Annotated in this window: 21 protein-coding genes and 2 pseudogenes; all 23 read left to right on the forward strand. The window is 42.9% G+C overall.

The genetic code is table 11. The features are described 5' to 3' along the window. The first annotated feature begins 6 nt into the window (after nt 1-6). The 23 genes and pseudogenes from pstA to OCV99_RS00525 all read left to right on the forward strand — a co-directional run bounded on the left by pstA (nt 7) and on the right by OCV99_RS00525 (nt 23277). On the forward strand, nt 7-837 hold the full coding sequence (pstA, locus tag OCV99_RS00415) for a phosphate ABC transporter permease PstA (protein ID WP_158367754.1): 831 nt from the start codon (nt 7-9) through the stop codon (nt 835-837). A gap of 38 nt (nt 838-875) precedes the next feature. Beyond that, nucleotides 876-998 (forward strand): annotated as a pseudogene (pstB, locus tag OCV99_RS00420) (phosphate ABC transporter ATP-binding protein); the annotation flags it as partial. Nucleotides 999-1324: 326 nt separating this feature from the next. Then, nucleotides 1325-1462, forward strand: coding sequence for a hypothetical protein (locus OCV99_RS00425; protein WP_155512674.1), 138 nt, complete (start codon nt 1325-1327; stop codon nt 1460-1462). 4 nt (nt 1463-1466) lie between these two features. Further along, a complete protein-coding gene (locus OCV99_RS00430) occupies nt 1467-2582 on the forward strand; it encodes a DUF6017 domain-containing protein (RefSeq protein ID WP_055056112.1) in 1116 nt (371 codons plus the stop codon). A gap of 33 nt (nt 2583-2615) precedes the next feature. Further along, nucleotides 2616-2792, forward strand: a pseudogene (locus OCV99_RS18170) (helix-turn-helix transcriptional regulator); the annotation flags it as partial. Beyond that, nucleotides 2789-3331 (forward strand): hypothetical protein, encoded by a 543-nt coding sequence (locus tag OCV99_RS00440; RefSeq protein ID WP_025577432.1) that lies wholly within the window; start codon nt 2789-2791, stop codon nt 3329-3331. The pseudogene OCV99_RS18170 and the gene OCV99_RS00440, both read left to right, overlap by 4 nt. Before the next feature lie 33 nt (nt 3332-3364). Beyond that, nucleotides 3365-4291: a ParM/StbA family protein gene (locus tag OCV99_RS00445; RefSeq protein ID WP_025577434.1), complete on the forward strand. Its 927-nt coding sequence runs from the start codon at nt 3365-3367 to the stop codon at nt 4289-4291. Between the two features lie 16 nt (nt 4292-4307). Beyond that, on the forward strand, nt 4308-4724 hold the full coding sequence (locus OCV99_RS00450) for a hypothetical protein (protein WP_025577436.1): 417 nt from the start codon (nt 4308-4310) through the stop codon (nt 4722-4724). 13 nt (nt 4725-4737) lie between these two features. Further along, a complete protein-coding gene (locus OCV99_RS00455; RefSeq protein ID WP_155512673.1) occupies nt 4738-4890 on the forward strand; it encodes a hypothetical protein in 153 nt (50 codons plus the stop codon). A 130-nt stretch (nt 4891-5020) separates the two neighbouring features. After that, nucleotides 5021-10459, forward strand: coding sequence for a SpaA isopeptide-forming pilin-related protein (locus OCV99_RS00460; protein WP_172677213.1), 5439 nt, complete (start codon nt 5021-5023; stop codon nt 10457-10459). 76 nt (nt 10460-10535) lie between these two features. Beyond that, nucleotides 10536-10844, forward strand: coding sequence for a hypothetical protein (locus tag OCV99_RS00465; protein WP_070098922.1), 309 nt, complete (start codon nt 10536-10538; stop codon nt 10842-10844). Then, nucleotides 10841-11965, forward strand: a complete 1125-nt coding sequence (locus OCV99_RS00470) for a radical SAM protein (protein ID WP_029676832.1) — start codon at nt 10841-10843, stop codon at nt 11963-11965. Before OCV99_RS00465 ends, OCV99_RS00470 begins: the two co-directional genes overlap by 4 nt. Then, on the forward strand, nt 11946-13007 hold the full coding sequence (locus OCV99_RS00475; protein WP_025577440.1) for a DUF3991 domain-containing protein: 1062 nt from the start codon (nt 11946-11948) through the stop codon (nt 13005-13007). The genes OCV99_RS00470 and OCV99_RS00475 overlap by 20 nt, the downstream gene beginning before the upstream one ends. A 12-nt stretch (nt 13008-13019) precedes the next feature. Then, complete coding sequence (locus tag OCV99_RS00480; protein WP_025577443.1) at nt 13020-13244, forward strand: hypothetical protein; 225 nt, start codon at nt 13020-13022, stop codon at nt 13242-13244. Between the two features lie 249 nt (nt 13245-13493). Then, nucleotides 13494-15017, forward strand: a complete 1524-nt coding sequence (gene dcm / locus OCV99_RS00485; protein ID WP_025577444.1) for a DNA (cytosine-5-)-methyltransferase — start codon at nt 13494-13496, stop codon at nt 15015-15017. A gap of 511 nt (nt 15018-15528) precedes the next feature. Further along, complete coding sequence (locus tag OCV99_RS00490; protein WP_025577448.1) at nt 15529-15852, forward strand: plasmid mobilization protein; 324 nt, start codon at nt 15529-15531, stop codon at nt 15850-15852. 3 nt (nt 15853-15855) lie between these two features. Then, nucleotides 15856-17271: a relaxase/mobilization nuclease domain-containing protein gene (locus OCV99_RS00495; protein WP_025577449.1), complete on the forward strand. Its 1416-nt coding sequence runs from the start codon at nt 15856-15858 to the stop codon at nt 17269-17271. Further along, nucleotides 17272-18225 (forward strand): hypothetical protein, encoded by a 954-nt coding sequence (locus OCV99_RS00500; RefSeq protein WP_025577451.1) that lies wholly within the window; start codon nt 17272-17274, stop codon nt 18223-18225. It begins immediately after the preceding gene. Continuing rightward, a complete protein-coding gene (locus OCV99_RS00505; RefSeq protein ID WP_025577453.1) occupies nt 18226-18645 on the forward strand; it encodes a hypothetical protein in 420 nt (139 codons plus the stop codon). Between the two features lie 10 nt (nt 18646-18655). After that, nucleotides 18656-19819, forward strand: a complete 1164-nt coding sequence (locus tag OCV99_RS00510) for a PcfB family protein (RefSeq protein WP_025577455.1) — start codon at nt 18656-18658, stop codon at nt 19817-19819. 42 nt (nt 19820-19861) lie between these two features. Beyond that, entirely contained in the window at nt 19862-21943 is a 2082-nt protein-coding gene (locus OCV99_RS00515) for a VirD4-like conjugal transfer protein, CD1115 family (RefSeq protein WP_070100864.1), read from the forward strand. A 111-nt stretch (nt 21944-22054) separates the two neighbouring features. Continuing rightward, entirely contained in the window at nt 22055-22393 is a 339-nt protein-coding gene (locus OCV99_RS00520; RefSeq protein ID WP_021651237.1) for a hypothetical protein, read from the forward strand. 47 nt (nt 22394-22440) lie between these two features. Beyond that, nucleotides 22441-23277, forward strand: coding sequence for a VirB6/TrbL-like conjugal transfer protein, CD1112 family (locus OCV99_RS00525; protein WP_025577460.1), 837 nt, complete (start codon nt 22441-22443; stop codon nt 23275-23277). The last annotated feature ends 5 nt before the right edge of the window (nt 23278-23282 follow it).

Raw genomic sequence — 23282 nt, forward strand, 5'->3', positions numbered from 1 at the left:
CAAAAGATGAAATCCTATGCCCTGCATCCGGGTTCATTGCTTATGATGCTTCTTGTGATGCTTTCAGCGGTTATTACCTTTGCAGTTTTGCTTTTTTTGATTGTATATATATTGGTACACGGTATTCCGTACCTGAAGCCGTCTTTGTTTTCTTTTACTTATACTTCTGAGAATGCATCTTTAATGCCGGCGCTGATTAATACTGTTATTATGACGCTGCTTTCCTTGCTTATCGCAGTTCCGCTGGGAATTTTTGCGGCAATTTTTCTGGTAGAATATGCGGGAAGAGGCAATAAGTTTGTTGAGGTTATCCGTCTTACAACAGAGACACTGTCAGGAATTCCTTCTATTGTATATGGGTTGTTCGGTATGCTGTTTTTTGTTACTACATGTGGATGGGGGTTTTCGCTTCTGGCAGGAGCGTTTACCCTTTCTATCATGATTTTACCTCTTATCATGCGTACAACAGAGGAAGCGTTGAAATCTGTTCCTGATTCCTACAGAGAAGGAAGTTTTGGGCTTGGAGCCGGGAAGTTAAGAACGGTGTTCCGTATCGTGCTCCCATCGGCCGTGCCGGGAATTCTTGCGGGAATTATTCTGGCGATCGGAAGAATTGTGGGAGAGACGGCTGCGTTGATTTATACAGCAGGAACGGTGGCAGATGTGCCGTCAAGCGTCATGGGTTCCGGAAGGACGTTGGCAGTCCATATGTATAATCTTGCGAGTGAAGGACTCTATATGGATCAGGCGTATGCAACTTCGGTGGTGTTGCTGATTCTGGTGGTTGGAATCAATACGCTTTCCAGTGTAGTGGCAAAGAAGTTTACCAAGGCATAACCGTCTTAAATCTAAGAAAGGAAAACGAACATACAGATATGGGAAAACTAAGTATTAAAAATCTGAATTTATATTATGATGATTTTAAAGCCTTGAAAGATGTGAATCTGGAGATTGAGGCAAATAAAATCACAGCATTTATCGGACCCTCCGGCTGTGGTGATTATGTTAAAATAAGACTAAGTTAGCAGATTCCTTATAAAATAAGGGCTCACGCCAATTTAGTCTTTTTTCTATTATACCATAAAAGGTAGAAAATTCATAGACCGGGAATGAATTTTTCATAGTAAAAATCAAATGGCAGGGGCTCTTAAAGATAGAAACCTATTGCTACTGGTCCTGTCAAAATTATATCCATTCTCACAGGCGGTCAAGTTTGTGAAAAACCATTCGGTTACAATATATTGAAAAAAATATGTTAAGGACTAGGTTAGTTAAAAGATTCTGTTAGCTGGCTTAGTCCTTTTTTTCTTGGGAGGACAGAGCAATGATAAAGGTGATTATGATTGTTGGAATAATTTTTTTCCTCGTTTCGTTGTATGCGTGTCTGGTGGCAGGCAAAAGAGCAGATGAAGAAATAAGTGCTTTATTTGAAAAAGAAAAGAAGCAGGGGAGTGAGGAATAAACGTATGAATGGAGGTATTTATAGCACTGGAAATGAAATTGTAGATGAAAATGCAAAACTGAATATATCTGGAAATATCATTCCGCAGGTGTGGTATCGGACAATCATCAGAGAAAGTGGAAAGCCAAATCTAACAGCTATTATTATACTGGCAGATATTGTGTACTGGTATAAGCCTACAGAAATCAGAGATGAAGGAACCGGACAGGTCATTGGGGTAAGAAAGAAATTTAAGTCAGACCTTCTTCAGAGAAGTTACCAGCAGATCAGCGAACAGTTTGGGATTTCCAAAAAAGAAGCGACAAATGCAGTGGTATTTTTAGAGAAGCTGGGTGTGGTAAAACGGGTATTTAGAACCATTTCCATGAATGGGATTGTTGTAAATAATGTTCTGTATCTGGAATTGATCGTAGACCGGTTAAAAGAATTGACTTATCCAGAAGAAACAGGAGCAGATCCGGTTTCCTTTGAAAAAAGAAGAGAGAAATCCAAAGCAGAGAAAATCAGTTCCCATACAGCCATAGAGGAAGAGATACATTTTGTAGAAGAGAGGGCTGTCCCTTTCCAAAGGAAGAGGGTGTCACCATTCAAAGAGGGAGCATACCCCGACAGGGAAACAGAGCCCTGGATACCCAAAGAGGTACCTCAGACTGATAGCGGGCAGACAAATACAGAGATTACTACAAAGACTACAGCAGAAAGTACCCAAAAGAATACAACAGAAATAGGGAATGGGTATAGAGATAATCCTATCTTATCCTATCAGGCAGCAGAAGAACAGTTCAAAGATCAGATTGATTATGATGCGATATGGATAGACAGACCTTTTGACAGAAAACTGCTCAATGAGATTGTAGGGCTTGCAGTAGATGTTTTGACGTCCAATGCAAAGACCATAAGGGTAAATCAGGAAGAACGACCTCTTGGCATTGTACAGGGAATGTATAAAAAGCTGGATAAGTTTACCGTAGAGTATGTGATAGACTCAATTAAGCAGTGTACAAGGAAAGCCAATAATATCCGGGCAGTGCTGCTTACCGCTTTATACAATGCCACATTGACAGCAAACAGCTATATATCCAATCTGTTTGCTTATCAGGAAGCTATCCCTCAGACGTAAGGAGCGTGATAGAAAGTAACAAAATTAAGAAAATTCAGGACAGCTCATGGATATACACAGAGAGAACTTGCGGCTGTCTTGGGTATCAGTCTTCGGACGTATCAGAGGATTGAATACGGACAGCAAAAGCCAAATGTCTATGTAGTTGTCCTGCTTCAGCGGCTATTTCAAAAAGATATTAGTGAGATTATGGAGGAATATACAGAATGAGGGAAGAAAGGTTTCGTATTCAGTGCCCCAAACATTTTCTGGTTGGAGATTCAGAGCATTTTGAAAAATCTTCACAGGAAAAGGATTCGGATTTTGTAGTAGATTATGCTCCACCGGAAATATTTGAAGCCGGGATTGTTTTACAGGAGATGGGGACGGAAGGAGAGACCTATTGCACAATGTATGTCTATTTTGCCCCAGAGGAACACATGCCGGTTTATATGGACAGCATGAAATACGACTTACAAAAAGTATCCATTCGGAAAATCTTTGTTGATACCGAAGAATATCTCATAAAAGTAAATGAGAAGACAAAAAAGTTTTGTGCAGGTGAGGACGGTTGTTGGGGTTCCTATACAGAACTTTACCGGAGAGAGAACGGGGAACGTCAGACGGATGCAGTGATTGTTTTTCTGTGTATGCCAGATGAAATGAAGTTTCAGGAAATGGAAGCGGTGATGGGGGAACTGTTTGACAAACTTCCTGTGATAAACAAAGAAAAGAAAGAAGCAGGTCAAGAACCAAAGAGAACAAGATAAAATACAAACTATAACTTTCAGGAGGATAAGAACGTGGAAACTAAAATGATTATTGGAATTGATCATGGAAACCGTAACATGAAAACTGCAAATACTGTATTTTCAGCAGCAATCCAGCCTTTGCAGGCAAGGCCGGACAGCCTGGAACACATTCTGGAATACCAGAACCAGTTTTATTATGTGGGTGGGAAAGTACCGGAAAAGGAATGCGTAGATAAGACAGAGAATGAAAACTATTATCTTCTTACCCTTGCAGCACTGGCGCAGGAAATGCGCTGCCGGGGACTGACAGACGCTTCCGTAAAAATGGGAGCTGCCCTGCCACCCAGAAGATTTCAGCAGCAGAAAGAAAATTTTAAGAAATATCTGTTAAAGACAAAGGAACTGCATTTCCGCTATGAAGGAGTACATTATCATGTGTCTTTGGAAAATGTGTTTGTTTTTATGCAGGGGCATGTGGTGATCCATACGCTTTTAGAAGCGGTTCCCGGTTATTGCCTTTTAGTAGATATTGGTGGAGGGACTACCGACCTGGTAGAGTTTGTTGACGGAATGCCGGACGGGAAGTATTCGATTTCGGATAAGGCAGCTTTGTATTGTATCGGAAAAGTCAATGAGGAAGCCATTGCAAAAACAGGGGCAGGGGTACCGGCATACATTACAGAAGCATTTATGAGGACAGGAAGCTATGACTGCCCGAAGCAGTATCAGGAAGTGATTATAAACTGTTTGAAATCCTATGCAGAGGAAATTTATGGTATCATACAGGCAAATCATTATAATCTGGACCTGACCAAAATGGTATTCATGGGAGGTGGTTCTTCCATTGTGGAGCATTTTGGAGCTAATGAGGGAAAAGATGTACAGTTTGTGACGGATATACATGCCAATGCAAGGGGCTGTGAAGAAGCAGTGAAAAGTATTATCCGGGCAAAACAGAGGAAAATGCGGACGGCATGATAGGAAGTGAATGCTTATGGATACGGAAAAAGTATATACTACTTCACTGCGGCTGTATAAAAACAGGCCGGTACATCATCAGGCATACCGATATCTGAAGGAGTATAACAAAGATATTTTCAAGACGAAAGACGATTTCATAGCAGAAGCAATCGTTTATTTTGCAAAATACCTGCAGCAGGAAGAAGATGTACAGCAGATGAAACTATTAAATACCCTTCTGGAGAACCAGAAAGAACAATTTTGTAAAATCGTAAAAGAAGCGGTTTCAAAGGCACAGGAAGAAGCCTTTGAGAAGCGGGGTGTGCTGGAAAAGACCGTTCAGGGAGAACTTTCTGACGGTGGAACGATAGCAGAGAACAGGGAAAAGGAAGAAGCCTGTATGGAAAAAGATTTACGGTTTGCGGAATTTTATGGGGCATTTGAAGAATAAGGAGGAAAAAGATATGGCAGTAGGAAGAAGTGTATGGGAAGTTGTAAAAGGGATTTTCATTGCAGTGGGGAAACTGCTGTATCTGACAGGGAAACTGGTGATATGTTTGTTTCTGCTGGTTCTGCAGCTTGTTTTGGCAGTGTTCCATGCAGGAAGCAGGGAATAGAAAGGGGATTGACGGGTGCATTGGATACGGGACAGACCGTATACAAAAGATAGAAAAAAGAAGATAGAAAATGGAAAGCAGGCTTGTGTGGCCTGCTTTTTTTGACGAAAAAATGAAAAGGAGCAAAGCTATGATGAAAGGAAAAAAGAAAAGGCTGCTGGCTGGGACGCTGGCACTTCTTCTTAGTTGTTCTACGTTACTCAATACAGGGATCACCGCACTGGCTTCTGAACAGTCTGAGGAACATGCACAGATACAGGAAGTAAAACAGGAGGAGGCTGCTTCAGAAACATTACCGGAGTTGGAAGAGGTAAAGGAGCAACTAACAGAAGAAGAACTGGTGTATGCAGAGGATCTTACCATAAAAGCAGGAGAGTCCTTTGACCTGGAAACAGATTACAGGGGTTTTCAGAAAAATGATGAAAAAGTAAAGGTAACGTTTCTGAAAGCAGAAGGGGACTCCGGCAATTCTTTTGATTTCAATACCCCAGGTTCTTACCAGGCATTTTATCGTGTTGATCCGTTAAGCGGAAACCCTTCCTATCAGATTATGAGAAGAATTGTGGTAGAAGCAAGGGAAAACAGTACACAGGAACCCCAGGGAGAAGTAAGCCAGCATACCGAAGATGGCTCCGGTGAGGACGGTGAGGCGGACCCTGACCCGGAGATACCGGAGGTACTGACGGAAGAACCGGAAATGCCAGATGCAGGGGCAGAGTTGATTGATCTGACACCAAAAGAGGATAAGGGAATGTTCTTATCGGTTGTTCCGGCAGCAATGGAGCAGCAAAAAGGAAGCAATGTACATCTGGTACAGGGAGAGAAAATCCCATACCCTTCTAACGTGGGGAACTATTCTACTTCCTATTTCACCGTAAATGGCCATGTGGCATATTGTCTGGAGTCTATGAAGGCTTCCCCGCCGACCTCGGATTATGTAGCCAATGAATTTGAAAGCAACCCGGAATTACAGAAAGTCCTTTATTATGGATATGGCGGTCCCGGGGACATTACTGGGGAGTATATGCCCTCTTTTGACTGGAAGACAAAGTATATTTTTACGCATTTAGCTGCCGCTTATTCTTATTGTGGCATGGACGGTTTTTATGGCTGTACCTTTGAAGATATTAAGGCAAGCGGTGTGTGGGGATATATCCAGCATATTTACAGCCTGGAAGCACCTCCGACAGCAGCAATCACGTTGTCCCCAAAGGAAGCAAAGGGTTATGAAAGTGGAAAGGAACAGCGTACCGGAGAATTTACTTTAAAAGGTGACCATAGAAACTATATTACTTTAAAAATGCCAGAGAATGTGACTTATCACAGTGGAAGTACAAAACAGACAGGAACCGTAAAGATCAATGGAAATACCACATTCTATTTCAGTGCTCCCAAAACTGTAACTGGTACATGGAACAGTGGTAAGCTGAAAGGACAAATGGGAACTCAGTGGAAGACCTTAGTATTGTCTACGGGTTCTGGTTCTCAGGATATTGGGTATGGGGCATTTTTTGAAGAAGAAAGTGCTTCTGTGGAATTTACGGTGAAGTGGCTAGACCTGGCAAGGGTAAAGGTAACAAAAAAAGATAAGAACAGTAAAGTAAATCTGTCCGGCGCTGTTTTTGGTATTTATTCAGACAGTGCATGTAAAAACCTTCTTGTACAGATGCCGGCCACAGACAGCAATGGTACTTCTGAGGTGGAACTTCCGAAAACCCAGGATACGGTATATTTAAAAGAAATTTCTGTTCCAGAAGGATATAAGCTGAATACAGAGTCTTTTAACGTGAAGCTGGAAACAGGAAAAACAACTTCTGTTGCAGTGACGAATGAGGAACAGAAAGGAAAAATCACAATCCGTAAAAAAGGTGAGGTTCTGACCGGAGTAACCGGAGAAGAGGGAAACCTGACTTTTGTATATGGAAATGCGGACTTTGCAGGGGCAGAATATAACATTTATGCGGCAGAGGATATTTACAGCCAGGATAAAGTGACGAAGGTGCATAAAGCAGGGGATTTGGTAGAAAGTCTGACAACAGGGGAAGATGGAAGCGCTGTTTCCAAAGAATTGTATCTTGGAAAATATAAGGTTGTAGAACAGAAAGCACCGGAAAATCTGGTGATTGGGAAAACAGAACAGGAACGTACCCAGTTTGTAACCTTGTCCTATGCAGGACAGAATGTAGAGCTATCCCAGGGGGAAACCGTTTTTACCAATGCAAGACCGGAGATTTCCGTAAATGTAGTGAAAAAATCGAAACATGATGATGTTACCCTGGAAGGTGCGACGTTTGGCTTGTATGTAGAAGAAGACCTGACAGCAGCAGACGGAAAGGTCCTTGTAGAAAAAGGAAGCCTGGTGGAACGTGCTGTTTCCGACAGGGAAGGAATGGCTGTGTTCCATGCAGATATTCCTTTGAATTTCCATTACAGTGTAAAGGAAATCCAGGCACCGGATAAGTACTATATGACAGATGAGGTGTATCGTTTCTTCTATGAATATAAAGACGACAGCACCTACACATATACTTTTTCCCATGATTTTAAAAATGAGGAAGTACGGGGAGAAGTTCATGTAAGTAAGATTGACCAGGATTCCCAGGGATTTATTTCCCAGGGTGACGCAACCTTAGTAGGGGCAAAATACGGATTATATGCTGCACAAGATATTGAACACCCAAATAAGAAAGATGGGATTGTCCATAAAAAAGGGGAACTTGTAGCGCAGGGTACGATTTCCAGTGAAGGAACCGTAGATTTCAAAAACCTGTATCTTGGAAATTATTTCGTAAAAGAAATAGAGCCGGCAGAAGGGTATCTGTTAGATGAAACAGAGTATCCCGTAGAGGTTTCGTATGAGGGACAGGAAGTACAGATTGTACACCGGGAGGTGACTGTAAAGGAAACTGTAAAGAAACAGGCCTTTCAGCTTATCAAGATCTCAGAAGACGGGGAGCAGACAGAAACAGAACTGGTAGAAGGAGCTGGATTTAAGGTATTCCTCATCAGTGAGCTGTCTGGTGTAAAAGACGGAAGTTTGAAGCCGGGAAATGGTTCTTATTATACCCCGGAAGATTTTATCACCTATGATTACAGCAAAGACGAAACAGCTTCTTATTGGGAGAATGGTAAAAAGATTACGGTACCAGAGCTGTTTACGGATAAGAAAGGATATTTAAAGAGTCCAGAACTTCCTTATGGAACCTATGTGGTGTTTGAGTCTACGGTTCCGGAAAATTTAAAAGGGATTCGTCCATTTATTGTACAGATTTCGGAAGACAGCCGGGAACCCCAGGTATGGCGTGTGTTTGATGACCGTCCTTTGCAGTATTACTTCAAGATTGTGAAAAAAGATGCCCAGACGCAGAAGCCGGTGCTGGATAACAGTGCAGCTTATAAGATTTATGATGTGGAAGCAGAAAAATATGTGGAAATGATCGTAAGATATCCAAAAAAAGAAGTGGTATCTGTGTTCAGGACCAACGAAGAGGGATACCTGATTACACCGGAGCAGTTAAAATGTGGCACTTACCGGATTGAAGAAGTGGAAGCACCGGAAAATTATGTACAGGTAGGATTTGAAAATGTCCTCTTAAAAGACGGGAAGGAAGTTCCGCTGAATGAAGTTGCAGACGGGGGAGCTTACCAGGAGGCAAAGAAAGCGCCGATCACCATTACCGTAGATTCTGATACCGTACACCAGGTAGAGGAGGAAACTGGTAAATTTATTGTTGTCATTGAACAGTATAATGATGAAGCAGTAGGAAGTCTTACAATCCATAAAAAAGGAGAAAAACTTTCTGGTGCTTCTAAAGTAGAAGAAAAGTTCCTGACAAAGATGAAAAACGGTGTAGCAGGTTTCGTAAATCAGGTAAGCAGTTTCTTCACTGGGGAAGAGGTCATGGAAAAAGAGAAAGGTTATGAATTTGACTATGAAGAGGGAAATATGGAAGGTGCAGAATTTGCCATTCATGCAAAGGAAACCATTTATACCCCGGACGGACAGAAAGACGAAGCAGGAAACCGCATTGTAAAATATGAAAAAGATGCCCTGGTAGCTCGTATGGTGACAGATAAAGAAGGAAAGGCAGTCCTGAATAATCTTCCTATCGGAAAATACTATGTAGTGGAAGAAAAAGCAGGTCAGAACTGCGTGCTTGACTCGGAAGCAAAAGAATTTGAAATTGCATATAAGGGACAGGAAGTAGCAGTGGATTATGTAACAATGGAACTTACCAATCAGCGACAGAAAGTTTCCCTGAGTCTTCTGAAGAAAGACGCAGAAACCGGAAAACCGCTGGAAGGAGTGGTATTCGGGCTGTATGCGCAGGAGGATATCAAAAATGCTGCCGGGGAAGTAGTTGTAGAAAAAGATGCCCTGATTGAACTGGGAACAACAGATGAAGAGGGCAAGCTGGTATTTCAGGCAGATCTTCCTCATGGAAAATACTATATTCAGGAAGTAGAGCATAAGCCGGGATACCTGCCAAATGATGAGGTGTATTCCTTTGATGCGTCTTATACAGACCAGACCCTTGAACTGCTCGCTTTTTCAGAAGAAATTTCTAATCAGCCTACCATTACGGAATTTACAAAAGTAGATTTAACCGGTGGACAGGAAATTGAAGGTGCAAAAATGCAGATTTTAGATCAGGACGGAAAGGTGGTAGAAGAGTGGGTATCTAAGAAAGAACCCCATGTAGTCTATGCACTGGAACCAGGAGAATATGTACTGCATGAAGAGCAAGCGCCTACGGAACAGGGATATGTCCGGGCAGAAGATGTGAAATTTGTTGTGGAAGAAACAGGGGACATACAAAAAGTGAAAATGGAGGACGACCATACCAAAGTTTCAATTTCCAAAACAGATATTACAGATGGAAAAGAAATTGAGGGAGCGAAGCTGCAGATTCTGGATCAGGACGGGGAAGTGGTAGAGTCCTGGACCACAGGAGAGGAACACCTGATTGAGTACCTTCCGATAGGTACTTATACTCTGCATGAAGAAGCGGCAGTTGACGGATATATTGTGGCCAATGACGTGGAGTTTACAGTAGAAGAAACGGGAGAAATCCAGAAAGTAAAGATGGAAGATGAGCGTGCTATGGGACAACTGGTTATCGTAAAAACGGATGCAGACAGCAAAGCGGCTCTGGAAGGAGTAGAATTTGTTCTGCTGGAAAAGGAAACCGGAAAAGAAGTAGGACGTTTGAAGACTGGAAAAGATGGAAAAGCAGTTTCAGAACTACTTCCAATTGGAACTTATGAAAATGGTGTTTTCAAAGAACCGATCACCTATGTGCTGAAAGAAACTGCCACCTTAAAGGGATATGAGAAGACGGAAGAAGAGTGGGAAATCGTATTTACCTATCAGAATGATAAAACACCAGTCATTGAAGTGGTAAAAGAGATCCAGAATAAAAAAATACCAGAAACACCAGGTACCGTAAAACCAGGACCAAAAACGGGTGATGATACAAACTGGTTCCTGCCTTTGCTGGCTCTTGGTGTAAGTGCAGGTATGGTAGCAGGCCTACTTTATTACAGAAAAAGACATAAAAAGGCATAGAAAATAAAAATCAGTTTTTAAACTTGGGAAAGGGCGGCTGCGGCTGTCCTTTCTTTGGCAATATGAGGTGAGAAGCATGGAAGAGAAAAAAAGAATACGGTTTATTGACAGCCATTATCATACCCTGTTCAGCATAGCAGACGGGGACTCCATAGAGATTGTATATCCAGATGGAAAAAGGGAAGAACGGGTTTGTACCTATATTGATGAATACCACACACAGGTAGGGGCAAGGGTGTTCCATATTTGTGAATTTGCAGAAATCATGGAAGCAAATGGAAAATCATATTGCCCGGCAGAATGCAAGGAAAAGGAAGAAAGAAAAGAGGCAGTCAAAGGGGAGAAGAAAACCGGAACTATCCGTATGGAAAGGAGCAGGCGTTGAGGATAGGGATTATAGATGCAGATCTTTTATACCGGAAAAGACACCGGTTTCCTAACTTGGCATGTATGAAACTTTCCGCTTATTGGAAGGAGCAGGGATTTGAAACAGAGCTTCTTTTGGATTACAGCCAGGCAGGGGAATATGACCGGCTCTATGTATCAAAAGTGTTTACGGATACCTTTGTGCCGGAACATATTTTGACGAGGGAAACAACCGTTTATGGAGGGACTGGATTTTTTTACGATAAAGCACCGGTACTTCCAGAAGCGATTGAACACCATACACCGGACTATCATTTGTATGACCAGATGGTAAAAGAACATAGCGAAGGAGAGAAAAAGAAGAAAGAGTTCCAATTTTATACGGAGTATTCCATTGGTTTCCTCACCAGGGGGTGTTTTCGGAAGTGCAGTTTCTGTGTAAACAAAAACAGCACCGGTGCAGCACCAGCAAGCCCATTGGAAGAATTTTATGACCCGTCCAGAAAGAAGTTATGCTTTTTGGACGATAACTTTTTTGCCTGTGCAGGGTGGGAAAAAATCTTTTCCAGTGTCCTGGAAACAGGCAGGCGGTTTCAATTCCGGCAGGGGCTGGATCTGAGGATTATGCAGAAAAGGCAGATGGAACTTCTGGCATCTGGAAAATTGGATAATGGTATGATTTTTGCCTTTGACCATATCAAAGATCAGGAACTTATTGTAAGAAAATTGGAACTTTTGCGGGAAGTGATCCCAGTTTCTTACCAGAAAATTAAGCTGTATGTACTGTGCGGTTATGACTGGGAAGGGACCTGGAAAGCAGATTTTTGGGCAAAGGATATTCGGGACGTTTTCATACGGATTGAGATTTTGATGCGGTATAAGTGCCTGGCTTATCTGATGCGCTATGCAGCATGGGAACAGGCACCGGAGGTTTATAAGGGAATGTATATCAACCTAAGTCGTTGGTGTAACCAGCCGGCCCAGTATTCGAAAAAGAGCCTACGGGAATTTTGTACCGGACAGGGAGAGTATAGTTCCTGTTTCCGCTACCTGACTGCTTTTGAAGCTCTGCACCCGGAAATGGCACATTATCTGGATATGAAATATGAAGAGGTGCAGTATGGGAAAATTTACGGCTGAAGAAATTCAGATTGCAAAGGCAGTGGATTTAGTGGATTTGGCGGAGCAGATAGGGATTCCATTGAAAAGGAAAGGCAGGTTCTATCAGGCAGTGGGTATGGACTCTGTGATGATCTTCAACCGGTCTTCCTGGTGCCGGTTTAGCCAAGGGGTAGGTGGCAGCACCATTGACTTTCTGGAATATTTCAGAAACATGGATTTTGTGGAGGCAGTCAAATATCTGCTGGAGTTTGCCGGATATATCCGTACTGAAACCATGCAAAAATTTCAACCGGAAAGACAGACTGAAAAAATAGAAGAAACAAAACAGAGAAAAGACATACCGAAAGAACCTTTTGTACTTCCTTCAAAATCAGAAACCAGCCGCCGGTTATATGGCTATCTGATAAAACAGCGGAAGCTGTCAAAGCAGATGATTGATTTTTGGGTAAAAAAGGGGATTTTGTATGAGAGCGGAACGTACCATAACCTGGTTTTTGTGGGAAAAGATACGGAAGGTATCCCACGTTTTGCCAGCCAGAGGGGAACCCTGGATAAATATGGAAAACCCTTTAAAGGAGATGTTACGGGGAATGACAAAACTTATGGGGTTAATCTGGTAGACCAAAACAGTGATACGCTCTATGTATATGAGGCGGCCATTGATGCCATGTCCGATATGGAACTGCGGGAAGACTATCAGAACAATATCCTGGTACTTGGAATGCTTTCCGATGGTCCTTTGGAAAAGTTCTTAAAAGATTATCCTCATATCAGGAAGATACAGTTCTGTTTGGATAATGACCTGCCGGGAAGACAAGCGGCAAAAAAATTGGCAAGAAAATATACCCTTATGGAGTATGAGGTTTTTGTACGTCTTCCACCTATGGGAAAAGACTATAATGCTTTTTTGCAGTATAAAAAGGAAAACCAAGAGCTTTCCAGCCTGGTAGAAAAGGAAAGGCCGCTTCTTACTGAAACAAAAGGGACAAACATACAAAAGATAGAAAAAATGGTAGGACACAGGAACATAGTACCATACCAGATAGCACAGGCAAGATAGGAGGGTATTCTTTTGGAAAATAGCTATGATGAGGAATGTTTCAAAAAATGGGAGATCGACGAATGCGAAGCGGAGATGGAAAAAGTAGTGCAGTGGATAGGAAAGAGGAAACTGCATGGACGTGTACGGGTTGCGTTTATCGAAGAGAGCTATGAGCGGCAGGGATACCGCATGGGGATACCCAAGCAGGCGTATGTGTCCAGGGTGCTGGCAAACATCAGGAAAGAAGAGCGGTGAGAAAGAAATAACCAATCCGAAAGTGGGGGTGTTAGGAAAGGAGGTGGTGCAGACCAACAGAATTTTTGACAGAAGGATAAACTCTGGATACGGGAAGGGGTGATTCTATGATTGTAAGGTAATGCCAGATGGATATTTCGTTTGTAGCTGTGGATTTCTCATGAAGACTATAAAAAATTTAGGAGACAGGAGGAAATAAGTGAGTAATCCTAGGTAAAATGTGTAGCTACACCTCATGAAATATGAGGAATGAAATATAGTTTGGTGAATTTTTGTGAGTTTGATAAATATGCAGCAAAGAGTTATTGTGCGATTCATGGTACAAGTGAAACATTGAATCTGGGAGATATTACAAAAGTGGACGAAAGGGAGATTGAACCGTTTAACATGATTTGTGGCGGAAGCCCCTGTCAGGATTTTTCCCTGGCAGGCAAGCAGGCAGGCGCAGTTTGGAAATGCCGAAGCTGCGGGTATGAGTATAACCCTCTGCAGGTACATTATTCCAAAAGGGACGCCTGCGGCATGTGTGGTTCCCATGATATTGATAAAACACGTTCTTCCCTTCTGGTGGAGTGGCTCCGTATGATACGGGGTGTCAAACCAATATGGGGAATTTATGAAAATGTAAAAAATATTGTAGGAAAAAAATTCCGGGATACCACATTCCGGTTGTTTGAAGAAGAACTGCATGAATACGGATACCACACCTATTGGAGTGTTCTTAATGCAAAGCATTACGGAATACCCCAGAACAGGGAACGGGTATATCTGATTTTGATACAGAAGGAAATGGATAATGGAACATTCCAGTTTCCAGAACCGCTGGAGTCCTTCCAGTGCCTTATGGATATTCTGGAGGATACGGTAGAGGAAAGATACTACTTATCCCAGGAAAAAGTACGCCGCTTGATTGAAGATATGGAAGAGAGAAAAGCGCTTTTGTTTGAGCCGGACGAAAAAAGCCTGAAGGCTTTTCGGGAAAACCGGGTAAAACGGGCCGGAAATATCAAAGGGGTGTTTGAACAGACTGGACGGGTTTATCTGCCAGACGGGTGCTGCCCTACGGTAACTGCCTGTGGTGGTGGCGGACATCAGCCCAAAATTCTTCAAGTGGGAGATATTCATACCGGCTATGGTTCAAGCGGGGTTATTTATTCCCCTTTAGGAAGCAGCGGTGCGGTTTTAGCAGGGCATGACCAGCCAAAGATTGTAGAAAAATGTCCAGGAGCAATCCGGGGCAGGTATGACCCGGAAGGCCGGATTGTGCAGACTTTGGAACTGGGAGAAAAAGAAGTCTGCCATACCCTTACTTCTGTACAAAAAGATAATATCATTCTGGTACGTCAAAAGACACAGAAAGGTTATGAGGAATGTTTGGAAAATGGTGTTGTAAATCTTAGTTATCCGTCTGTGGAAAAACGGGGAAGGGTACAGGAGCATGGGGAACTCTGCCCTACGCTTACGACATCAAATGGGATACACCGTTTAGAGTCTTTGATCCGTATCCGGAGGCTGACACCTTTAGAATGCTTCCGGCTTATGGGCTTTTCCGATGCGGATTTTTGGAAAGCAAAAGAAGCAGGCATAAGCAACAGCCAGCTTTACAAACAGGCAGGAAATTCCATTGTTGTTGATGTGCTGTACTATATTTTTCTGGAACTATACAAAGCCATGCCATATCTGTTTGAGGATATTCGGCTTTCTTCCTTTTTCAGTGGGATTGGAGCTTTTGAAAAGGCATTGGAGCGTTTGGAAGAACAGGTAAACCAATAATTTCATAAGAGAAACCCAAAGCGGCAAATGGTCCATAGAGAGTCTTCCCATACTTGTTGGAAAGAGAGAAATTGCGGAAGAAGAAGCAGCCAGCAGGGAGTCTGTGCAAAAGCGTTGATAGCAGAATGGAAGAACTGCTGCCACATCAGACACAGGAGGCTGGCAGATTTGCTAACAGAACTGGGGTTTTGTTAGCAGAAATAGAAGTAGGAAGTGGAAAAACCGATAGCAGATGTTTGGAACTGCTATCGGTTTTTCCCTATATGGAACGCAGGTCTGCTATCAGTATCTGCGTTTTGCTATCTATGTTATCCGGGGTATTAGGGGGTGCCCCCTAACAAGATGGGATTTTGTACGGTAAAATCCGTATCTTGCAGAGGACTGGCATAGCCAGTCCGGACGCCGGGAAGTTATACGGTGACCGATAGCAGGTCTTAGGAGTTGACTGCAGATAGCGTTGGAGTAGAAATCGGTAGATGAAATATGTGATAAAGATAAGGAAAGGGGGAGCATGAAAAAAGAAACAATGAAATGCAGAAAAGAAATCCGGCTGTACTCATGGGAGTTGGAAGAGTTACAAAAACAGGCAGAAAAGATGGGGCTTTCCGATTCCCAGTACCTTCGTATGCTGATTACCAACCGTCCCAGGGATTACCCGGAAATCCGTCAGGAACTGGAACGCATGAACCAGGAAATCAACCGGATTGGTGTAAACATCAACCAGATTACCCATAACAATAACAGCGCCCTTTATTCCAGGGAAGATAAACACCGTCTGTATGTGTTTTTGAAGCAGATAAAAACACTGGTAAGCCAGGTGCAGGAAAGGCTGTAGGTTATGGCAATTACAAAGTGCCTGCACATGAAACAGGCAAAAACGGGTTATCCGGCAAAACATCTGGCAAATGGTCTTCGCTATATTATGAACCCGGAGAAAACAGAACATGGCCGCTATGTCTGTGGACATAACTGTATTCCTGAACAGGCATTATCCCAGATGGTAGATACCAAACGTCATTTTGGAAAGCTGGATAAAAGGCAGGGCTACCATTTCATTCTTTCATTTGAGGAAGATGAGGTTTCGGAAGAAGAAGCCTTCCAAATGGTAGGAGAGTTTGTGACAGAATTTCTTGGGAAGGATTTTGAAGCGGTTTATGCAGTCCATAATGATACGGACCATATTCATGGGCACATTATTTTTAATTCAGTACGCTGTACTACGGGATATAAATACGATTATAGAAATGGGGATTGGGAAAACATTATCCAGCCTCTGACCAACCGGATATGCAGGGAGCATGGTTTATCTGTGCTGGATCTGGAAGAAGCCAAGGAAAAACGCAAACAAAAAGGACAGGAAGAAAAATCTCTTTCTGAACGGGACAGGCGGATCAGAAGAGATGTGGACCAGGCATTACAGGACGCAGGTTCTTATGAGGAATTTCTTGAAAATCTTTCCAGCATGGGATATGAGTTGCGGGGAAGAAAGCGCCTTTCTGTTCGGGAACCCGGAGCAGGAAGGGCAAGGCGGCTTGACCAGCTAGGGGAAGAATATACAGAGGAAAAGCTTCGGCAGCGTTTTGGACGCCTTCCAATCCCGGAAATGACCGGAGAGGAGATACCGGTAGAATGGACGTATGTGTTTATCCCATACCGGGAGCGGCATTTGACCAGATACCAGAAGGAATGTTTTCTTCGCAGGTATCGGCAGGGGAAACCAATGGCAAACTCTAAAACCTGGAAATACAGGGCAGCAATCCATGAATTGAAAAAATTGCAGGAGGAATTTGATTTTCTGGCAGCTTATCGCATACAGGATAAGGCGCAGTTGAAAGCCATTTCTGATGCAACAAAGGAACAGCTTTGGGAAAACAGCAGGGCAAGAAAGCAGCTACGAAAAGAAATGGTTCCTTATGAGGAAATGCTTCTGCTTCTCAATAAGCTGCAGGAAAAACAGATGGAAGCAGAACTTTATCAGGAAGGGTATCAGGAATTTTTTCAAGACCACCAGACATACCAAAACCTTCTTGGGCAGTTAAAAGAAATGGGATATTCCTTGTCTGATGCAGAACAGACAGACGCTTATTTCTTTGAGAAAGAGGAGCGTTTGCGGATCGAACGGAAAAAAATCTTAAAAGAAAAAAGGATTGCAGAGCGTCTGCGTGAAAAAGCAGAAGAAAAAGAAAAGTTGGAAGCACAGCAGAAGGAAAAGAATAGGAAACCGTCTGCGAGGGGCAGAGGAAAAGGAGGGTAAATGACAGTAGAAGGACAACGGTATCTGGAAGAATGCCGGAAAGTTTTAAAAGAAGAACAGATGGACGCAGTTTCTATGGGGCTGGATTTTGGTCTTCCTGTTTCAGATATTCAGAAAGTAGTTAAGAGCAACCAGGAAGCCCCGGTGATGAAAGCAATCATCATAGGGCTTATGGAAGGGATTGGGGAAATCGACTTTTTATGCGAAGGAAATTATAACCAGTTCCAGGTACGGGAAATCGTAGAGGGCTTAAAAAACGGGCTGGATCTGGAAGAGGTGAAAACCTATGCCGGAAATGAACTGCCGGCCAGCCGTATGCGGACCATGCGGATACAACTGGAAGAGTCAAAGGCAAAAAAAGAAGTTCCGAAAGATGAAGAAATGCGTTCTTATATGAAAAATCTTATGGGGATCATGGAACAATCCATTCAGCAGTTCCGGGAAAGCAATGACCGTTTTACAGCCTTGTCCTCTCTGGTAAAGGAGCATGTTGTTGAAGAGAAAAACCAGGAGATTAAAGACCTGTATGAGAACCTGCAATATAAAGATAAAAACATACAGGAATTAAAAGAAAAGCTGGCAAAGAAAGAGCAGGAAATTCAGGAGCTGAAAAAAGAAGCAGAAAAATACAGGGAAAAAACAGAAGCTGCTTCCAGGGAAACAAAAGTGGTATTGGAAGAAAAAAGCATACAAACAGCGGAAGGGCTGCAAAAAAGTAAGCGCCGGCTGCTTGGGATTGCCATGCTTGGAAAAAAAGTACCCAAAAGTGTTGTGGAGAAAATTCTGGAATATAACTTGTCCGCAGAACAGTTGGAAGAAATTCGCCAGTGTGTAGAAAGTGGGCTGGCAGATGCAGAAATTCTTCAGGTGATGGAGAACAGTCCTTCACCGGAGAGAATGAAAAAAATGCGGGAAATTATCCTTTTGATGCGGAAACGGAAGGCGGGTGTGTAAATGGCAGAACTTGAACATGTGGTAAAAATATTTTCCCTTTTGGAAGCTGCCGAAAAGGAACAGCCCTTTCTTACTAGGGAGCAGAAACAGGATTTGTACCGTATTGCTTTTCATAAGGAGTCTATGGAAGAGGTAGAAAAAATTATTTTGCAGTTACAGGCGCCTCATGCAGGAAAGGAAGAAAAAGAGCGTATTCTTTATCATTACCTTGAACCGTTTTCTCAGGTTCCGGAAAATATTTTGCAGATTGAGAATTATATTTTTCAGCTTCAGTATATGACCTATGAAAAGGAAAAAGCAAACCACATGCTGGAGGCTCTCTTAAAACAGGAAAATATCCAGTATGACCTGGAAGCCATGCTTGCAGAAGGAAAAACAAAGGCGGCTGTTTTAGCAAAAAAAGACAGGGCAATGGGATAGGAGGGAGAGCATGAGTGAAATACAAGATGCGGCGCAAATCATTAAAGTTTCCTTTGAAGGCGCAGAAATCATTCTGAAAATGGGAAATACAGGCTGGCAGTTTGTAAAAGATATTTGTGCGGTATTTAAAAAAGTTCTGGACCAGGAAAAATTGTCAGGGAAAACTTCTGTACAAAAGCTCCTGAAAATGGGAGGCGATTTGCAGGTTTTCCGTTTTGAAACAAAAGACCTGGAACGGGTAAAAGCCCTGGCAAATAAGTATGGGATTTTATATTCCATTTTGCCGGATTTGAATGAGAAGGACGGTATGAGTGAAATTTTGTTCCATTCCCAGGCAGCGCCCCGTATTCAGTCCATGATGGCAAAAATTGAACATTCCAATATTGGGACGTTAGATGAATACTATGAAAATGCAGAGCCGGATAAGGTAGAGCAGTTGGTAGAAGAAGTAAAAAAGCCTGTCCTGCCGGAGCCGAAGGAGTGTGAACTGGTTGCGCGGGAACTGGCGAAAAACCAGGTGGAGAAGATCAGTGATGTCCGTTCCCGTCTGAATATGACCTGGCTTCAGATCTGGCCGATTATCTGCTACATGGAAGAACAGGGGATTTTGGAGAAAGGGAAGGAAGGTACGGTGACACTGACCAGGACACCGGAACAGATCGAAGAATTGGTAGATTCCCAGCAGTGGAAACAGTTGTTTGGGGAAGAGGAAGCCCAAAGACGCAGCACTGGAAACAGCCAGGAAACAGAAGAAAAGATGCAGGTCATTCAGCGTATCCAAAAGGAAAAGCGGAACAATCCAGGTGTGAATGCCATTACCATAGACCAGAAGCTGGTATATGAAGAAACAGAGCATCATATCAAAACCAGGATTCCGTACCGTAAGAATGAATTTATCTGGCTGGACAAATCGGAAATTAGCTGGATTAATGACCATAAGACTATTTTTGCAGGATTGGAAAAGAAGAAGGAGTATGCAATTTTAGACCTGGAGGACCGTTTTCTTAGAAAAACTTCGGGGGAAGATTTATATAGGGAAAGCTATGATCCGGTACGCAGGGAACGTGCCAGACAGGAGCAGGAAAAGATACGCAGAAGAAGGGAACATAATTACAGGAAGACACAACAGAACCTGGAAGCAGGGAGAAGAAGCATACAGGGGCAAAGGAGGTAGAGAACCGGAGCAATTCAGAAAAAGAAGAAACAGTCCTGGGGTATGTATTTCATTGGAGGCGTAGCTTCCGGCTATGGAGGTTATCTCTTGAACGTGTGTTATCAGCCTGGAAAGGATATCAACTATTTTTTAAACCGTCTGGATCAGGTGATGGCAGCCCCGTTTGCCAATTATTGGAACGAAACTTCCTTAAAAGCAATCATTCTGGGGATTTTTGTATATGTGATCGGTATGGTCATGTATGTCACCAGCCGGAAAAACTATATGCCGGGTCAGGAATTTGGTACCGCTGTTTTTGCAGATCCGAAAAAGGTGGCAAAGCAGTTTGCGGATAAAGATGAACACAATAACCTGATCTTATCCCAGAATGTCAGGCTGTCCATGAATACCAGAAAGACTAGGAGAAACCTAAATGTCCTGGTAATCGGAGGAAGCGGCGCTGGAAAAACCTTGTTCATGGTGAAACCCAATCTCCTTCAGTTAAGCAGGGCTTCCCAGATCATTACAGATCCCAAAGGGGAGATTTTAAGATGCTGCGGAGGTATGCTGAAAGCGCATGGATACCGGATACGGGTGCTGAACCTGGTGGAAATGGAGCAGTCTAACGGATATAATCCATTCCGCTATATCCGCTCTGAAACAGATATTGTAAAACTGGTTACTAACTTGATCAATAATACCACACCGAAAAACGCACAGCCCAGTGATCCATTCTGGGAGAAAGCCGAGTCTTTGTACTTGCAGGCTATTTTTCTTTATGTGTGGCAGGAGTGTGAAATGGAGAAAAGGAATTTCCGTATGGTTTTGCAGCTTTTGAATGAGGCGGAAGTCCATGCAGACGGTTCCCCTTCTGATTTAGACCGGCGTTTCCGCAGACTGGAGAGAAAAAAGGGAAGCAACCACCCTGCTTTAATCCAGTATAATAAAGTGGTACGGGGTGCAGGAGATACGGTAAGGAGTATCATCATTTCCGCAAATGCAAGGCTGGGATTGTTACAGAACCCACAAATTTTGCGGATTCTGGATCATGATGAAATGGAGATTGAGGAGATTGGGATTGGTGTTGATGGGGACAGAAACCGGAAGACCGCACTTTTTTGTGTGACGCCGGATTCGGATAAGAGTTATGCCTTTTTAATTGGTATGCTTTATTCCCAGATTTTCCAGGAATTGTATTACCAGGCAGACTTCCATTACAATGGAAAACTTCCCATTAACGTGAATTTTATGCTGGACGAATTTGCCAACGTGCCATTGCCAGATGACTACTGCAGCCTACTTAGTACCATGCGTTCCAGAAATATTTCCTGTACCATTTTTATCCAAAACCTTGCCCAGATCAAGGCTTTGTTTGAGAAAACCTGGGAAACCATACCGGGTAATTGTGATTCCCTGGTATATCTTGGTGGGAATGAACAGTCCACGCATAAGTATATCAGTGAGTCCCTGGGAAAAGGAACCATTGATAAAAAAAGCAGTGGGGAAACCAAAGGCCGGCAAGGGAGCAGTTCCCGGAATTATGATGTGCTGGGGCGTGAGCTTTTGACACCGGACGAAACCCGAAAGCTGGATAACTCAGAGTGTATTTTGTTAATCAGGGGTTGTGATCCTATTATTGATAAGAAATACAATACTTTTGCACACTCCAGATTTTCGGAAACAGAAGATGGCGGGGGTGCGCCTTATATCCATGACAGAATGGCTGCCCAAAAACAGGCGGTACAGATTTTAAGTGAAGAATCCCTGGATTATTATAAGAAGAAAAAGGAACAGGGAGAAGATGTTCAGATTGTGGAACTGTCTTTTGATGAAATTTTTTCTTATGAGCCTATTCCTAAGAAGATTTTTTCGGAGGAAGAGCTGAAAGAGAACCAGAAGAAGAGAACGGTAGAGGAGGTGAGGCCGCCGAAGAAAACGGAAAAACCGGTACAGACAGAGGAAGAAAAACTTTCTGAATTATTGGAAAGCCATGTTTATAATGAGGAACAGTTGGGAGAAATCATGCTTGCCATTGGTGCTGGAATTTCGTATGATAAAATCCTTCAAATGGCAGATACAAAAAACAGTGCTGAAAAGATGAAGGAAATCCGTAAAAAATTTACAAAAGAAACAGCCTCGGATTAAAGAAGGCAGATTTTTGGAAACCTGTAGTTTTTGCATTACGCAGGGCAGGTTTTTAAAAATCTGTCTTTTTGCGTAATGCGGTATCAATCACATGAAAAGGAGTAAAAAGATATGAAAATCAAAGAGGTTATCAGAAAGAAACAGAACCGCTTGAAAAAATCTCTACTGGGAGTCCTGGCAGTAAGCGCTGCCACTGTTTCCCTGTTCCCCCAGACTGTCATGGCTTCCGGGGTAAGTGACGTAACACAGCCGCTTATGAATTTAAAGACACTGGTGATCAGTATTATCGGTGCGGTGGGTGTGATTATCCTGGCAAAAAACGTGATGGAATTTGCACAGGCTTACCAGCAGCAGGACAGTTCTTCTATGAACAGTGCCATTAAAGGAATTGTTGCAGGGCTTATTATGGCAGCTATTTCCTCCGTTCTTACTTTCCTGGGAATCAGCTAAAACCGTTCTTCTTTTTGAGATAAACAGATAAGAAGAGAGGTGAAGTGATGTTTAATTTAGGAGAGGCGATCCTTGCACTTTTGGAAATCGTGTTTGGATTTTGGAATAATCAGGTCAGCCTCGTATTTGAACTTTTAGGACAGTCCCCTACCGGGTTCAAAGGGGGCGGGCCCTGGGGGATCATTGAAGGGATTGAACCCCTTTTTGTTGGGATAGGCTCTGCCCTGGTAGTCCTTTTTTTCGTCATTGGGTTTTGTGCAGAGTCGGTAGATATCCGGGAAGAAATCCGGTTTGAAGCAATCCTCCGTATGTTTATCCGGGTTGCCATTGCACAGTGGCTGGTATCTTATAACATTACCATTATGAAAGCCCTGTTTACTTCCTGTGGAAACCTGGTGGGGCATTTGGGACAAAACCAGAGTGTGGAGTTATCCATTGACCCGGCGCAGGCAGAAGTGATCAAAGATTTAGGATTTGGAACCAGTATCGTGTTCCTGATACTTGCTGTTTTCCTATCTTTAATCGTTATTATCTGTGGGTTCTTCCTGCTGTACAATGTTTATTTCCGCTTTTTGAAAATTATGGTAATTGTACCTTTTGGGGCGATTGCCAGCAGTACCCTGGCTGGAAACCGGGGGCTTAGCAATACCTTTGTAGCCTATATGAAATATTTTATCAGTGTCGTTTTTGAGGCAGTCACAATGGCACTGGCAATCCTTTTGTGTAACCAGTTTATTTCCTCCGGACTTCCGACCTTTACCGGAGATTATGAGGACTGGGCCAAAACCCTGATTTATTTGGGGGAAATGACCTTTACGGTTGCGCTGACGGTAGGCACTGTAAAAGGAGCGCAGAACCTGACTTCCAGGGCACTGGGATTGTAGGAGGA

Source organism: Dorea acetigenes (genome assembly GCF_025567385.1).
Classification (GTDB): Bacteria; Bacillota; Clostridia; order Lachnospirales; family Lachnospiraceae; genus Claveliimonas; species Claveliimonas acetigenes.